Consider the following 15,118-nt stretch of genomic DNA (forward strand, 5'->3'; position numbering starts at 1 on the left):
CGCAGTAGGTGGGTAGTGTCAGCGCTGCGTCGAGGGCGTGGCGCTCGTTTCGCTCATTGAAAAACAACAAGCGATATCAAAGAGGTGTCGCATTCGTTGCCAAACCAGGAGGGCTTTATGCGCAAGCCAGAACTCGCCGCGGCGATCGCCGATCGTGCCGATCTTTCCAAGGACAAGGCCAGTCAGGTCCTTAATGTCATTCTCGATGAGATCACAGGTACCGTCTCCAAGGGCCAGGATGTCTCGCTGATCGGGTTCGGTGCCTTCACCGTACGCGAGCGTGCCGCGCGTACCGGCAAGAATCCGCAGACGGGTAAGCCGCTGACCATTCCGGCGAGCAAGACCGTGGCGTTCAAGCCCGGTAAGGCGCTCAAGGACGCCGTGAAGTGAGTGACGGCACGGAGTGTTCGGGCCATCTATTTACCGACGCTCCGTGCATTTTCTTCTCTTTTCCCTTCTTTTGCTATGTGACGAGGCGCGCATGAAACTGCGTCTGATGCTGTGGCTGTTGGGTGTCATGCTCAAGCGTGCTCGACGTCGCAACCCGCGTTTTCAACAAGCCTTGTCGGATATGCAACGCTTCGATTGGGGCGTTGCCACCGAGGATCTCAGCCTCGCGCGTCATTATCGCATGCGTCCCGAGGCCATCGATGACGCGTCGGGCTTACCCATCGATCTCGATTTGGAACTGCGCTTTCGCGATGCCCATGCCGGTGTGGCGTTTCTCAAGCGCCCTACGGCGCGTGCATTCTTCGATGGCTTGCAAAGTGGCCGTCTGCGTCTGGTCGGCGACTCGCGCGACCTGGAACGCCTGCAAGGTCTGCTCAAGCATCTGCGCTAACATTCGCAGCACGACGGAAGTCGCCCCGCTTGGGTCGGGTTCGTTATACTAACGTCGTAGTGTCGCGCATGACGCGACTCCCTGGCTTGTTACCGTCCGACCGAGAAATATGCTACCGACGTCGTTGACCCAACCGCTCAGACGCCTCTGGACCCTGGAGTCCTTCGCCTACAGCTTGCGTGTGTTCATCGCTCTGGCCGGGGTCATGGCGCTGTGCTGGTATCTCGACGACATGCGCAAGCTGATCCCGCTGTTCCTGGGCATCATCGCCAGTGCCCTGGCGGAGACCGACGACACCTGGCAAGGGCGACTGCAGGCGTTGCTGGTGACGCTGGTGTGTTTCGCCGTCGCCGCGGTGTCGGTGGAGCTGACGTTCGCGCATCCGGCGATCTTCGCGGTGGGCCTCGGGGTGTCGAGTTTCGGCATGACCATGCTCGGCGCGGTGGGGCAGCGCTATGCGACCATCGCCACCGCAACCCTGATTCTCGCCATCTACACCATGATCAGTCTTGAGCAACACGGCGGTGTAGCGCTGGGTGAGCTATGGCGCGAGCCGTTGCTGCTGGTCTCCGGCGCGGCCTGGTACGGGGCGATCTCGGTGGTGTGGTGCGCCTTGTTCTCGCGTCATCCGCTCAAGTTGAGCCTGGCGCACGTCTTTCGCGAGCTGGGCGTTTACTTGCGCCTCAAGTCGGCGCTTTTCGAGCCGCTGAGAGGGATGGACATCGAGCAGCAGCGTCTGGCGCTGGCCCAGCAGAATGGCCGCGTGGTGGCGGCGCTCAACCAGAGCAAGGAGATGATTTTCCGGCGCCTCGAAGGCCAGCGGGGCGGGCGTAAACTCAATCGCTACCTGCGGCTCTACTTCATCGCCCAGGATATTCACGAACGAGCGAGTTCCTCGCATTATCCGTATGGCGCACTGGCCGAGGCGTTCTTCCATCACGACATCCTGTTTCGCGCCCAGCGCCTACTCGATCAGCAAGGGCGTGCCTGCAAGAGCTTGAGCCGTGCGTTGCTGCTCGATCGTCCCTTCGATCACGGCCCCAGCGCTCAGGCACTGGAGGATTTCAACGCATCCCTTAACAATCTGCATGCCCAGGGGCGCGACGAGTGGCGCGACTTGCTGGGCTCGCTGTCGGCGCTGGGCGATAACCTCGCCACGCTGGAAGACAAGCTGGCCGGTGCCGACAATCCCGACACGCGAGCCGATCACGAGGACAGCAGTCTGTTCGATCGCTCGCCACGCGGGCTGCGCGATGTCTTTGAGCGCCTGCAGGCGCACCTCAGCCTGGCGTCGCCGGTGTTTCGCCATGCGCTGCGCTTGAGCGTGACCTTGGTAGTGGGCTATGGCTTGCTGCACTGGATTCATCCCACCCAGGGGTACTGGATCCTGCTCACCAGCGTGTTCGTGTGCCGGCCCAATTTCGGGGCCACGCGGCGCTTCCTGCGTCAGCGCATCCAGGGCACGGTGCTGGGGCTGATTGCCGGCTGGGCGCTGATTACGCTGTTTCCCACCGAGCCTGTCCAGGCCTTGATCGCAGTGGCTGCCGGCGTCGCCTTCTTCGCCACTCGGGCGCATCATTACACGCTGGCGACGGCCGCCATCACGCTGATGGTGCTGTGCTGCTTCAATCAGGTCGGCGACGGCTTCGGGCTGATCTGGCCGCGTCTGTTCGATACCCTGCTGGGCGCTGCCATCGCGGGGCTGGCGGTGCTAGTGATCCTGCCCGATTGGCAAGGGCGCGGGCTGCATCGCCAGGCGGCGACGACACTCGAAGCCAGCGCGGCCTATCTGCGCGCGATCCTCGACCAGTACGCGCGTGGCAAGCGCGACGATCTCGCCTATCGCTTGGCACGGCGCAACGCCCATAACGCCGACGCGGCGCTTTCCACGACGCTGGGCAATGTGCTGCTGGAGCCGGGCCACTTTCGCAAGGACGCCGATATCGGGCTGCGTTTCCTGGTGCATTCGCACACCCTGCTGAGTTATCTCTCGGCGCTGGGGGCCCATCGGGGAACGGCCGGCGCCGCAGGCGACGACAATACCGCGGTGACGGCGGCGGCCGATGACGTGGCCGAAACGCTGGCGCGCGTGGCACGCCAGCTCGCGGCGGGCGAAACGGTCGAACCCTGCCAGGACACCCTGACGCGGCATGCCGGCTTGCTGGAGGCGTCCGCCGCCGAGGAAACGTGTGATGAACGCCGCTTGCTGCAGAGCCAACTGGCGTTGATCAGTCGCCAGCTCGTCGCGTTGAGCGAGGCGGCGGGGCGTTTGTCGACGCAGGCCTCGCGTGAATGACGGCGTCACAGGTAAGTTACTGCTATCTGGGAAGAATCGACGCTATGCTACGTAACCGTTAGTATTGTCCGATCTTCAAAAAAATAACGAGATGGTTACGTCGCTGGAGGGCGAGACGTCTTACTGTGCAGGCATGGAAGACGCTAAAACCCAATTCGCCCGACGCCTGCGCGAGGCCATGCAACAGGCCGGCTATGCGCCCAAGCCCGCTGTCCTGGAGCGTGAGTTCAACCTGCGCAATCCGGGGCGTCCAGTGACGCTGCACGGTGTACGCCGGTGGCTGCGTGGCGAGACACTGCCCACTCAGGAAAAGCTCGTGGTGCTCGCCGAGTGGCTGAAAGTGCCGCCGGCAGACTTGCGCTTCGGTACACCGACGCAGCACCGCGTCCGCGAGAGCGATCATCTGTGGGAGGGGTTGAGTTATCGCGAGCGCGAGACCCTGGAAGCCTTCGCCGGCTTGCCGCCGAGTCAGCGCGCCATTGCCCGTGAAGTCATCATGGCGCTGGCCAAGGCGGGCAAGTGGGAGCGGCAGGCCAGCCAGGCCGAGGATGACGCTGGGTCGTCATGACGACCGGGGCACTAAGCGTGCCTGCCAGGAGTCAGACATGCCCATAATGTCCGGCGTCTTCGCCCAGCCAACGCCGGATCAAGGGCGTGGCGGCCTCCGGTGCCTCGTCGAGTAGCGCGCGCGCCAGGGGGCTGATGGTATCGAGCAGATCACGATCGCGTTCCAGATCGGCGATCTTCATCTGCGCCAGGCCCGTCTGGCGCGTGCCGAGTACCTCGCCGGGGCCGCGCAGCTCCAGGTCCTTCTCGGCGATACGAAAGCCATCGGTGGTATCGCGCATCACGCCCAGGCGTTCCCGCGAATGCTGCGACAGCGGTGGATGATACATCAGCACGCAGAAGCTCTCGGTGGCGCCGCGTCCCACGCGGCCACGTAGCTGATGCAACTGCGAGAGCCCCAGGCGCTCGGGGTTTTCGATGATCATCAAGCTGGCGTTGGGCACGTCGACGCCGACCTCGATCACCGTGGTGGCGATCAGAAGATCTAGCTCGCCCGTCTTGAAGGCCTCCATGACCTCGGCTTTTTCTGCCGCCTTCATGCGCCCGTGCACCAGGCCGATGGCCAGGTCGGGCAGTGCCTCGCCGAGGTGCTCATGGGTCGCCTCGGCGGCCTGGCAGGTCAAGGCTTCGGATTCCTCGATGAGCGTGCATACCCAGTAGGCCTGATGGCCCTCGGAGCAGGCGCGACGAATGCGCTCGACTACCTCGGGGCGACGCTCGTCGGGCACCGCTACCGTTTTGACCGGCGTGCGTCCGGGCGGCAGTTCGTCGATCATCGATAGATCCAGATCGGCGTAGGCGCTCATCGCCAGGGTGCGCGGAATCGGCGTGGCGGTCATGATCAACTGGTGCGGCGTGAGGCCACCGGCTTCGCCTTTCTGGCGCAGCGCCAGGCGCTGGTGAACGCCGAAGCGGTGCTGTTCGTCGATGATCGCCAGGCCCAGGCGGTGAAAGTGGACGTCGTCCTGAAACAGCGCGTGTGTGCCCACTGCGACCTGAACGCGACCATCGGCGATCGCCGCCTTGGTATCCAGGCGTGCCTTGCCCTTGAGCTTGCCCGCCAGCCAGCCGACCTCGATGCCCAGCGGCGCGAACCAGTCGCGGAAGTTGCGATAATGCTGCTCGGCGAGGATTTCGGTAGGCGCCATGATGGCTGCCTGACAGTCACCGGCGATGGCTGCCAGTGCCGCCATGGCGGCGACCACGGTCTTGCCCGAGCCGACGTCGCCCTGGACCAGGCGCAGCATGGGGGTGGCGCGTTCCAGGTCGTGGCCGATCTCGTCGAGAACCCGGCGCTGTGCACCGGTCAGCGAGAACGGCAACTGAGTTAAAAAGCGCGCCTGCAGGCTGCGCCCGCCGCCCAGCGCGGGTGCGCTGTCGGTCTGGATGCGCAGGCGCACCTGCCGCAGGCTGAGCTGATGGGCGAGCAGTTCTTCCAGTGCCAGACGTCGCTGGGCCGGATGGCGCCCTTCGGCGAGGCGCTCCACCGGCGCCTCGGGGGGTGGCTCGTGCAGGTAGCGCAGCGACTCGAGCAGCCCTGGCAGGCGAAAGCGCTGACGTAGAGCCTCGGGAATCCAGTCCGGCAAGGCGTCGGGCGCGGTGTCGAGTTGCTTGAGTGCCTGCTGGATCAGGCTGCGCAGGCGTGGCTGGTTCAAGCCCTCGGTGGTGGGGTAGATCGGCGTCAGATGTTCCTCGACCGGCGCGTCTTCCTGATGCAGCAAGCGGTACTCGGGATGATAGATCTCGAGGCCCGTGGCGCCGGCGCGGGCCTCGCCGAACGCACGCACGCGCAGGCCACGCGTGAACTGCTGTTGTTGCGCAGGCGAGAAATGGAAGAAGCGCAGGCTGAGGATGCCCGAACCGTCCTTGAGACGCACCAGCAGGCTGCGCCGCCGTCCCTTGACGATATCGGCGGCGGCGATATCGCCCTCGACCACGGCTTCGGTCCCGGCGCGTAGCGTGCCGATGGGCGTGATGCGCGTGCGGTCCTGATAGCGCAACGGCAGATGAAAGAGCATATCGGCAATGCTGGCGATACCCAGCCGGGCGAGCTTGGCGGCCAGCGCCTCACCCACGCCGGTGAGTTCGCTGACCGGCGCATCCAGTGCCTTTATTGCGCTGCTCATGCCGCCTGGATACGCTGTTGCTGGCAGGCGTCGATGGCCTCGGTCAGGGCATCGATGGCCTTGGGCCGGGGGAAGCTGGCACGCCAGGCGATGGCCACCGTACGGCTGGGGACACTATTGGCGAAGGGCCGGCTTTCGAGTTGCCCCGATTCGTAATGGCTGGTGCCGATGGCCGACTTGGGCAGCACCGTGATGCCCAGCCCCGAGGCCACCATGTGGCGAATGGTTTCCAGCGAGCCGCCCTCGGCGATCAAGGTGTTGCCCGGATTGTTGAGCTGGTTGTTGATGGCGGGACAGGCCTCGAGGATCTGGTCACGAAAGCAGTGTCCCTCACCCAGCAGCAGCAGCTTTTCCTGGAGCAACTCTTCCTTGGCGATGGCGGTCTTGCGCGTCCATGGATGGCCGGCGGGCAACAGCACTTCGAAAGGCTCTTCATAGATCGCCTTGGTCAGCACGTCCGGCTCGTTGAACGGCAGGGCGACGATCACGGCGTCTAGTTCACCGCTGCGCAGTTTGCGGCGTAGATCCCCCGTCAGGCCTTCTTCGATGTACAGTGGCATCTGCGGGGCATGACGCGACAGCTCGGGAATCAGGTGCGGAAACAGGTAGGGGCCGATGGTGTAGATCGCCCCGATGCGCAGTGGGCTCGCCAGTTGGTCCTTGCCTTCGGTGGCCATTTCCTTGATGAGCCCGGCCTGTTCCAGCACACGCTGTGCCTGGGCGACGATCTTCTCGCCCAGCGGCGTGACCTGTACGGTGGATTTGGAACGCTCGAACAAGGCGATGCCTAGCTCGTCTTCCAGCTTCTTGACGGCTACCGAGAGCGTGGGCTGGGAGACGTAGCAGCGCTCGGCGGCGCGCCCGAAATGGTGCTCTTGAGCCAAGGTTACGATATAACGAAGTTCTGTTAGGGTCATGATCTGGGCCTTTTCGGGCCTCCTGGGCGACGCGATGGATTCACTAAGGTATCGATGCAAGGGACTTTTTGCTAAGGACTTTTTACCAAGGACTTTTACCAAGAGGCTAGGGAAAGGTGAAGAAAACGACTCTGATTATTGGCTGTGGCGACATTGGTATCCAGCTAGGCAAGCGTCTGATCGACGCTGGCCAGCGGGTGATCGGCGTGCGCCGCCATATCGCGCCGCTCGCGGAAACCGGTATCGAGGGCCTGGCAGCGGACGTCACGGACCCCGCCGCGCTGGCTCGCTTGCCTGACGCGGATACCGTCGTCTATATCTTAAGCGCTGCGCGCTTCGACGAAAACGCCTATGCCGAAGCGTATCCCAAGGGACTCAAGGCCGTGCTCGGCGAACTCGAGACGCGTGCCACGCAACCCAAGCGCGTGTTCTTCGTCTCCTCGACCGGCGTCTACGCCCAGCAGGGGGGCGAAGTGGTCGATGAAACCTCCGAGACCGTGCCCACCGGATTCTCGGGGCTATTGATGCGCGAGGCCGAACAAACGCTGCTCGATCATCCTTTGCCTGGCACCGTGGTGCGCTTTTCAGGCATCTACGGCCCCGGGCGCGATGGTCTGATCCGCCAGGTCAAGGAAGGGCGCATCGCGGCGGCGAACCCGCCGATGTATTCCAACCGTATTCACCGTGACGACTGCGCCGGTGTACTGGCGCATCTGATCGCCTTGAGCCTCGATGACAAGCCGGTGGAGGCGCTCTATCTGGCCAGTGACTGCGCGCCGACGCCCTTGCATGAGGTGATGACGTGGATGGCGGGCAAGCTCAAGGTCGAGCTGACCGAGACCATTCAGTCGCCGCTGCGGCGGCGCGCCAGCAAGCGCTGCGACAATTCACGCTTGCTGGGTACCGGTTACCAATTTCGATATCCCACCTTTCGCGAAGGCTATACCGAGGTAATAAAGGCGCATCGCCAGGCATCCGAGTCCGCCTGATCCTAGTCCCGGCGACTTGCCGTCGCTGTCGCCGGGCACTCGGCCAGCACCCGATAGATGGGCCGAGTGCCGTCGAGAATCGATTCCACCAGCGTCAGCCGCGTCAACGGCCAGGTCCATTCGGGTGCCGCGAGCGTTGCCGGCGGCGCCTTCTCGGCGTGGCGCAGTAGCGTGACGTGCGGCCGGAAGTCATGCCAGGCCGGCAGTGACCGGTCGCTGGCTTGCAAGGCCTCGCCAAGACGCGCGTGCCACAGGGTCAGCGTGGCTGTCGGCGGACCGCCGAGCCATGCCAGGCGCGGTTTGTGGAAATAGCCGTAGCGATCGAGCGTCCACTCGCCCGTGGGTAGTGTCAGGCGCTCGGTCAAGGTCTGCAGGGACGCGATCTCCGCCGTGGGCACATTGCCTAGAAACCCTAGCGTTAGGTGCAGGTTATCGATAACCGGCGTGCGCCCCCCGCAATGGTGTTGGAGGCGCGACGCCAGTGACGCCAGACGCTCGCGCAGGGCGGCATCGGGCCAGGCGGCGAAGAACACACGCCGCGATGCGCGTATATCAGTCACCGATGACCATGACGGCTTCGGCTTCCACCTGGCTACCCTTGGGCAGTTCCTTGACGCCGACCGCCGCGCGTGCCGGATACGGTGCCTGGAAGTACTCTTCCATGATCTGGTTGACCACAGCGAAGTTGCTCAGGTCGGTCAGGTAGAGGTTGAGCTTGACGATGTCCTGCATCGAGCCGGCGGCTTCGTGGCAGACGGCCTGTAGATTGGTGAAGACTTGGCGCGCCTGGGCTTCGAACTCCTGGGAGATCAGTTCCATGGTCTTGGGGTCGAGCGGAATCTGCCCGGACATGTATACCGTATTGCCGGCCTTGATGGCCTGCGAGTAGGGGCCGATGGCGGCCGGCGCCTGCGCGGTATTGATGACGGCTTTGTTACTCATGGCATGGCTCCTTGTCGTTATGCGGTGTGCGCATTGCGATGGACAAAAATAACGACACCGCCGCGTCCGCGTGAACGGGCGCGCCGGGCGTCGTGAAAACGAAACGACCGACCCGCCGCCAACAGGAGCGGCGGGTCGGTCGCCATGGTGTCAACTGCGAACGCGAGTGAGTTTGCCGACGTGGGGCAGGTTGCGCAGTCGTTTCATGATACTTGCTAAATGCACGCGGTCGTGGACGGCCAGCGTCAGGTTGACGATCGACAGGCGTGCATCGCGCTCCTCGATGCCGATGCGTTCGATGTTGGCATCGGCGTCGGTCACCAGGCCGGCCAGTTCGGCGACCAGGCCGCGCCGCGTCTCGACATGCAGGCGCAACGCCACCGGGAAATCTTGATCGATCTGCTGCGACCACTCCAGAGCGAAAAGCTTGTCGGGGTCGTCACGCAGTTCCTGCAGGTTACCACAATCGTGGCGGTGCACCACGATTCCCTTGCCGACCGAAAGATGGCCGACGATGGGATCGCCGGGCAGCGGGTAGCAACAGCGTGCGAAGCTGATGATCATGCCCTCGGCGCCGTTGATCACGATCGGCATTCCGGAACGCGACGCCGTGGCGACTTCCTCGGCGGTTTCCGGCGTGTGGCATTCCAGCAGGCGGCGCGCGATGGCGTAGGCCATGCGCGTGCCGAGCCCGATCGATTCGAGCAGATCGTCCTCGTGCTTGAGATCGAGTTCTTCGAGTACCGCCGTCAAGCGATGCTCGGGCAGCTCCTCGAGGCTGGTCTCGAAGGCGCTCAGCGCGCGATTGAGCAGGCGCCGCCCTAGCTGCACGGACTCGGTGCGCTGCTGATGCTTGAGGGCGTGACGGATCGCCGAGCGCGCCTTGGCGGTGACCACGAAGTTGAGCCAAGCCAGGTTGGGCCGGGCGCCGGGTGCGGTGATGATCTCCAGCGTCTGGCCGCTTTCCAGGGTCGAGGATAGCGGTGCCAGGTGGCGGTCGATGCGGCAGGCGATGCAGCTGTTGCCTATATCGGTGTGCACGCTGTAGGCGAAGTCGACTGCCGTGGCGCCGCCGGGAAGCTCCATGATGTCGCCCTTGGGCGTGAACACGTAGATATCGTCGGGGAAAAGGTCATTCTTGACGTGCTCGATGAACTCTAGGGAGTTGCCGGCATGACGCTGCATCTCGAGCAGCCCGCGGACCCATTCGCGTGCCCGGGCATGGCTGCCGGCGCCGATGGGGCGCGCGGTCTGACCGGCCTTGTACAGCCAGTGCGCGGCGATACCGTTGTTGGCCATCGCCTCCATCTCGCGGGTACGAATCTGCACCTCGACGGGCATCCCGCTGGGGCCGAACAGGGTGGTGTGCAGACTCTGGTAGCCGTTGGCCTTGGGAATCGCGATGTAGTCCTTGAAGCGTCCCGGTACCGGCTTGTAGAGATTGTGCACCGCGCCGAGGATGCGATAGCAGGTGTCGACGTCATCGGTGATGATGCGAAACCCGAACACGTCCATGATTTCGGCGAAGGGTTTGCGCTGGTCGCGCATCTTGCGATAGATCGACAATAAATGCTTCTGGCGGCCCACCACGCTGCCACCCAGCGCGTCGTCATCGAGGCACTTCTGCAGGCTGTCCTGAATCTGGCGCATCATCGAGCGGCGATTGCCGCGCGCCTTGGTGACGGCGCGCTTGATGCGCTCGGCGCGCATCGGATGGATCGCCTGGAAGGACAGGTCCTCGAGTTCGACACGGATGGTATTGATACCCAGGCGTCCGGCGATACGCGCGTAGATTTCCAGCGTCTCGCGGGCGATGCGGCGCTTCTTGTCGGGACGCAGTGCCCCGAGGGTGCGCATGTTATGCAGACGGTCGGCGAGCTTGACGATGATCACGCGGATATCCTGGGACATCGCCAGGACCATCTTCTGGAAATTCTCCGCCTGGGCGACCGCCTTGTCCTCGAAGGTGATCTGGGTCAGCTTCGAGACACCGTCGACCAGTTCGGCCACGGGGGCGCCGAACTGCTGGGTCAAGGCCTCCTTGGTCACGCCGGTATCTTCGATGACATCGTGCAGCATGGCGGCCATCAGGCTTTGATGGTCCATGTGCATGTTGGCAAGGATATTGGCGACCGCCAGCGGGTGCGTGACGTAGGGCTCGCCGGAGCGCCGCCGCTGGCCGTCATGGGCCTGCTCGGCGTAGTAGAAGGCGCGCTTGACGTGCAGAATCTCCTCGGGGGGTAGGTAGCCGCCGAGTCGGTCCGCGAGATCGTCGATGGTGAACATAGCGCGCGCCTTCGAGAATGGAGAGGACTTAGTCGTTGTACTCTCGCTCGGGACGCGGTTTGGGAGCGGGCGGATCGACGACTTCGTCGAGGACGCTGACATCGACCAGGCCGGCCGCGATTTCGCGCAGCGCCATGACCGTGGGCTTGTCGTTTTCCCACGCCAGTTGGGCATCGCGCGAGCCGCGAGCGAGCTGACGTGAACGCTGTGTGGCGATCATCACCAACTGAAAACGGTTATCGACGTTGTCGAGGCAATCTTCTACGGTAACGCGTGCCATGAGTGTGAACCCTGATCGAAAAATAAAAACGGCTTGCGCCGGACCTGCGGAAGGACCCCCGAGTCTACTCGACGTCTTCCACGCGTGACAAGAGCGCCGCCAGCAGCGGTGCGTGAGCGGCCTGAACGCGCGTCACACGGGTGCGCTCGGCATGCACCAGGCAACTCAGCTCGTCGAGCGCGTGGGCGAAGGTGTCGTTGACGATGACATGCTCGTATTCGGCGTAGTGGGACATCTCGTCGACCGCATCGCGCATGCGCCGAGCGATGGTCGCCTCGTCATCGGTGCCGCGTCCGGCAAGCCGCGCGTGGAGCGCCTCCCGCGAAGGCGGTAGGATGAACACCGAGACCGCTTCGTCGAAGGCCGCGCGCACTTGGCGGGCGCCTTGCCAATCGATTTCCAGAATCACGTCCTGGCCGGCGTCGAGCAGGGCCTGTACCGCGGCGCGCGAGGTACCGTAGTAGTTGTCGAAGACCCGCGCATACTCGATGAAATCGCCGCTTTCGATCAGGCGCTCGAAGGTCGTGACGTCGACGAAGTGGTAGTTGACGCCGTTGTGCTCGCCGGGACGCATGGTGCGCGTGGTGTGCGAGACGCTGACCTGGATGCCCGCGATGCGCTCGAGCAGAGCACGTACCAGGCTGGTCTTGCCCGCGCCGGAAGGCGCCGAGACGATGTAGAGTGTCCCTTTTGACGGAAGCTGAGTGGGCATAGGGCGTGTCCGATTGAGCCGCTTCTGGGGAAACGAGCATTATCGCATACACTTTGTGTCCTGCCGACATCGCGCAGGGTGCGCACCATCTAACAAGGAACCTTTTGCATGTCCCCTAGTGATTCGACGACACGGCTGGGCTTTGCCGGGGTCGCCTTTGCGTTTCTCGTGACCATGCTGGGCACGACGCTGCCGACGCCGCTCTATCCGGGCTATCAAGCGGCCTTCGATTTTTCTCAGCTCATCATCACGGTGATCTTCGCCGCCTATGCCGTGGGCGTGATCGCCGCGCTGCTGGTGGCCGGTCGCTGGTCCGATCAACTCGGGCGCCGTCCGCTACTGTTTGCGGGGTTGGCGGCGGCGGCGCTTAGCGATGTCATCTTCCTTGCGGCTGATGGTCTTTCCACGTTGCTGGCCGGGCGTGTGCTGTCGGGGATCTCGGCCGGTATTTTCACTGGCACGGCGACGGTGGCCGTGGTCGAGTCGGCGCCCGAGGCCTGGAAGCGTGCGGCGACCTTCGTCGCCACCGCTGCCAATATGGGTGGCCTGGGGTTGGGGCCGGTGGTCGCGGGCGCCTTGGGTGAATACGCCGTGTGGCCGTTGCACCTGGCGTTTGCCGTGCATCTGGGGCTGTTGGCGATTGCCGTGCTGGGCGTCGCCTTGGCGGCAGAAACCGTGACGCGGCCGCCCCGGATTCGCCTGCAAATCCAGCGTCTCAAGGTGCCCGCCGAGGTGCGCGGCGTGTTCGTGCCGGCGGTGATCGCCGGGTTTGCCGGCTTCGCGGTGCTGGGGTTCTTCACCGCCACTGCGCCGGCCTTCATGAGCCAGGTGCTGGGGCATTCGAACCTGCTGGCGATCGGTCTGGTGGCTGGCTGCGTGTTCTTCGCCTCGACGCTGGGCCAGCTCGTGCAGGGGCGCTTGCCCGAGGCGCATCGCTTGCCGCTGGGATGTGGCGTGGTGATCGTCGGCGCACTGATCGTCGGGGCCGGATTGGCGTTGGCGACGCAGTGGGTCTTCCTGCTGGGGGCATTGATCGTCGGCCTCGGCCAGGGCATTGCCTTTCGCGCCGGACTGGGCGCCGTGGCGGTGGCTTGTCCGCCGAATCAGCGCGGCGCAGTGACTTCGACCTTCTTCGTGATCGCCTATGTGGCGATCTCGATTCCCGTGGTGGGCATCGGCCTGGTGGCGCGACTCGTCGGCCTGCAAGCCACCGGGGTAGGATTCGCCATCGGCGTGGCCGCGCTGGCGGGCCTCGCTTTGCTATCATTGCAGCGTCAGCGTGCCGCCACGGCGGTGCGCTAAGCGTTCTTTCCGTCAGCTTTTCCGCCAGTGTCCAGGAGCCTGAGAATGTCCGAGTCCCCCTCCCGTCTTCGTCTCCGCCGCCCCGACGACTGGCACCTTCACCTGCGCGACGGCGACGTGATGCGCCTGGTGCTGCCTGCCACCAGCCGGGTCTATGGACGCGCCATCGTGATGCCCAACCTGATGCCACCGATCACCACGCTGGCGGCGGCCGAGGCCTACCGCGAGCGGATTCTCGAAGCGGTGCCGGCGGGTCATGACTTCACGCCACTGATGACCTGCTACCTCAACGAGAGCGTCTCCGCCGAGACCCTCGAGGCGGGACACGCCAGCGGCTTGCTAACGGCGGCCAAGCTCTACCCGGCGAATGCCACCACCAATTCGCAGCATGGCGTCAAGCATGTCGCGGACATCTATCCGCTGCTCGAGGTGATGCAGCGGATTGGCATGCCGCTGCTGGTGCATGGCGAAGTCACGCGTGGCGAGATCGATATCTTCGATCGCGAGAAGTATTTCATCGACGAGGTGATGATCCCGCTGCGCCAGCGCTTTCCGGCACTCAAGGTGGTGTTCGAGCACATCACCACCGGCGACGCCGCGCAGTATGTCCTCGAGGGCGATGCCAACCTGGCCGCAACGCTGACGCCGCAGCATCTGGCGCACAACCGCAACGACATGCTGGTGGGTGGTATTCGTCCGCATCTGTATTGCCTGCCGATCCTCAAGCGGGCCGAGCACCAGCGGGCGTTGCGCGCGGCGGTGGCCAGCGGTCATCCCCGGTTCTTTTTGGGCACCGACTCGGCGCCGCACGTGGTCGCCGCCAAGGAAACGGCCTGCGGCTGCGCCGGCGTGTTCAACGCCCAGGCGTCGCTGGCGGTCTATGCCGACGTGTTTGAAGAGGAAGGTGCGCTCGAGCATTTCGCAGCATTCTGCTCGGAGAACGGCCCGCGTTTCTATGGCCTGGCGCTCAACGAGGAGGAGATCGAGCTCGAGCGTCGCCCCTGGACGATGCCCGAGCGCATCGCCGGCCAGGGTGAGACGCTGATGCCCTTCAAGGCCGGCGAGACGCTGGCGTGGTCGGTCAACGCCGGACGCGAGTGACGCGCGTCAGGTCGTCGTCGACAGGCGTGGCAAGTGCGCCATGTCTGGCTCACGCAGTGGGCGGATCTCCCAGCCGCGTGTTCCGTGTGGCGCCACCCATTGCGGTACGGCGTTATCGGTGCGCGGCCCTTCCGGCGAGCCGCTGTCGAGATAGCGGATCACCCGGATCAGACCGGAATGACCGACAATCAGCGGCGTCTCGTGCTCGACGAGCAGGGCATTGAGTGTGGCGACGATGCGGGTGACGAAATCCGCCCAGCTTTCTCCGCCCTTGGGCGAGAGCAGGTAAGGCATCGTCTCGGGGATGAGCTGTTCTTCGTGCTCGCCCCAATGGCGTTCCTTGAGTCCACCGACCAGGCAGTGCGGGGCACGCCCAGTGGCGAGTTCGGCCGTGCGTCGGGCGCGCTCCAGCGGGCTGGCAACGATCAACGGCCAGGCGACATCGCCGAGCAGCGCCGATGCCTGGCGGGCCTCTCGTTCGCCTTGCGCGGTGAGAGGAACATCGCGCTGGCCGGCGATCCGACGGTTCAGGTTGCTGGTGCTCTGGCCATGGCGCAGAAAGACGAAGGGACGACGAATCAGCTCGGGCATGGCGATGGCTCCACAGAAATCCTGCTGCGATCCTAACAGGCTAAACGCGGCGGAGCGCGTATGCCGTGTCATTGCCGTTAATCAACGGCATGATGGAGTGCTTATGTTTTAGACTTAAGTCTAAAACTGAGAGAATAGATCATCTCGGCTACAGGTCGCGAATAGATC

The 15,118-nt window shown here is 64.2% G+C and carries 15 protein-coding genes; 7 read left to right on the plus strand and 8 right to left on the minus strand.

Annotated elements, in window-relative coordinates; translation table 11 throughout:
• Positions 1 to 96 precede the first annotated feature (96 nt).
• The 4 genes from L1071_RS08120 to L1071_RS08135 all read left to right on the plus strand — a co-directional run bounded on the left by L1071_RS08120 (position 97) and on the right by L1071_RS08135 (position 3,705).
• The gene (locus L1071_RS08120; RefSeq protein ID WP_465251413.1) at positions 97 to 390 is read left to right on the plus strand and encodes an HU family DNA-binding protein; all 294 of its coding nucleotides are present in this window, start codon (positions 97 to 99) and stop codon (positions 388 to 390) included.
• A gap of 91 nt (positions 391 to 481) precedes the next feature.
• Complete coding sequence (locus L1071_RS08125; RefSeq protein WP_246972006.1) at positions 482 to 841, plus strand: hypothetical protein; 360 nt, start codon at positions 482 to 484, stop codon at positions 839 to 841.
• Between the two features lie 109 nt (positions 842 to 950).
• Positions 951 to 3,137 carry a YccS family putative transporter gene (gene yccS, locus L1071_RS08130; RefSeq protein ID WP_246972009.1) on the plus strand — a complete coding sequence of 729 codons (2,187 nt, stop codon included), beginning with the start codon at positions 951 to 953 and terminating at the stop codon, positions 3,135 to 3,137.
• A 133-nt stretch (positions 3,138 to 3,270) separates the two neighbouring features.
• Entirely contained in the window at positions 3,271 to 3,705 is a 435-nt protein-coding gene (locus L1071_RS08135; protein ID WP_246972012.1) for an XRE family transcriptional regulator, read from the plus strand.
• 31 nt (positions 3,706 to 3,736) lie between these two features.
• On the opposite strand, the gene recG is transcribed toward L1071_RS08135, so the two are convergent.
• A complete protein-coding gene (recG, locus tag L1071_RS08140) occupies positions 3,737 to 5,830 on the minus strand; it encodes an ATP-dependent DNA helicase RecG (RefSeq protein WP_281504492.1) in 2,094 nt (697 codons plus the stop codon).
• Positions 5,827 to 6,747, minus strand: coding sequence for a hydrogen peroxide-inducible genes activator (locus L1071_RS08145; RefSeq protein WP_246972014.1), 921 nt, complete (start codon positions 6,745 to 6,747; stop codon positions 5,827 to 5,829). Before L1071_RS08145 ends, recG begins: the two co-directional genes overlap by 4 nt.
• 116 nt (positions 6,748 to 6,863) lie before the next feature.
• On the opposite strand from L1071_RS08145, the gene L1071_RS08150 reads away from it, so the two are divergent.
• On the plus strand, positions 6,864 to 7,736 hold the full coding sequence (locus L1071_RS08150; RefSeq protein ID WP_246972017.1) for an SDR family oxidoreductase: 873 nt from the start codon (positions 6,864 to 6,866) through the stop codon (positions 7,734 to 7,736).
• A 2-nt stretch (positions 7,737 to 7,738) separates the two neighbouring features.
• Here the strand turns inward: L1071_RS08150 and thpR are convergent, their stop codons facing one another.
• From thpR to gmk, 5 genes are all read right to left on the minus strand, one after another.
• Positions 7,739 to 8,296, minus strand: coding sequence for an RNA 2',3'-cyclic phosphodiesterase (gene thpR, locus L1071_RS08155; RefSeq protein WP_246972033.1), 558 nt, complete (start codon positions 8,294 to 8,296; stop codon positions 7,739 to 7,741).
• Positions 8,289 to 8,678: a RidA family protein gene (locus L1071_RS08160; RefSeq protein ID WP_246972035.1), complete on the minus strand. Its 390-nt coding sequence runs from the start codon at positions 8,676 to 8,678 to the stop codon at positions 8,289 to 8,291. Before L1071_RS08160 ends, thpR begins: the two co-directional genes overlap by 8 nt.
• 150 nt (positions 8,679 to 8,828) lie before the next feature.
• Positions 8,829 to 10,964: a bifunctional GTP diphosphokinase/guanosine-3',5'-bis pyrophosphate 3'-pyrophosphohydrolase gene (gene spoT / locus L1071_RS08165; protein WP_246972037.1), complete on the minus strand. Its 2,136-nt coding sequence runs from the start codon at positions 10,962 to 10,964 to the stop codon at positions 8,829 to 8,831.
• Between the two features lie 28 nt (positions 10,965 to 10,992).
• Positions 10,993 to 11,244 (minus strand): DNA-directed RNA polymerase subunit omega, encoded by a 252-nt coding sequence (rpoZ, locus tag L1071_RS08170; RefSeq protein ID WP_246972053.1) that lies wholly within the window; start codon positions 11,242 to 11,244, stop codon positions 10,993 to 10,995.
• A gap of 64 nt (positions 11,245 to 11,308) precedes the next feature.
• Positions 11,309 to 11,956, minus strand: coding sequence for a guanylate kinase (gene gmk, locus L1071_RS08175; RefSeq protein ID WP_246972062.1), 648 nt, complete (start codon positions 11,954 to 11,956; stop codon positions 11,309 to 11,311).
• Between the two features lie 108 nt (positions 11,957 to 12,064).
• Here gmk and L1071_RS08180 point away from each other — a divergent pair, with 108 nt between their 5' ends.
• A complete protein-coding gene (locus L1071_RS08180; RefSeq protein WP_246972065.1) occupies positions 12,065 to 13,258 on the plus strand; it encodes an MFS transporter in 1,194 nt (397 codons plus the stop codon).
• 45 nt (positions 13,259 to 13,303) lie between these two features.
• Positions 13,304 to 14,359, plus strand: coding sequence for a dihydroorotase (pyrC, locus tag L1071_RS08185; RefSeq protein ID WP_246972068.1), 1,056 nt, complete (start codon positions 13,304 to 13,306; stop codon positions 14,357 to 14,359).
• Positions 14,360 to 14,365: 6 nt separating this feature from the next.
• On the opposite strand, the gene L1071_RS08190 is transcribed toward pyrC, so the two are convergent.
• Positions 14,366 to 14,950, minus strand: coding sequence for a histidine phosphatase family protein (locus L1071_RS08190; protein ID WP_246972071.1), 585 nt, complete (start codon positions 14,948 to 14,950; stop codon positions 14,366 to 14,368).
• Positions 14,951 to 15,118 lie beyond the last annotated feature (168 nt).

This window comes from Chromohalobacter sarecensis (genome assembly GCF_023061135.1).
Taxonomy (GTDB): Bacteria; Pseudomonadota; Gammaproteobacteria; order Pseudomonadales; family Halomonadaceae; genus Chromohalobacter; species Chromohalobacter sarecensis.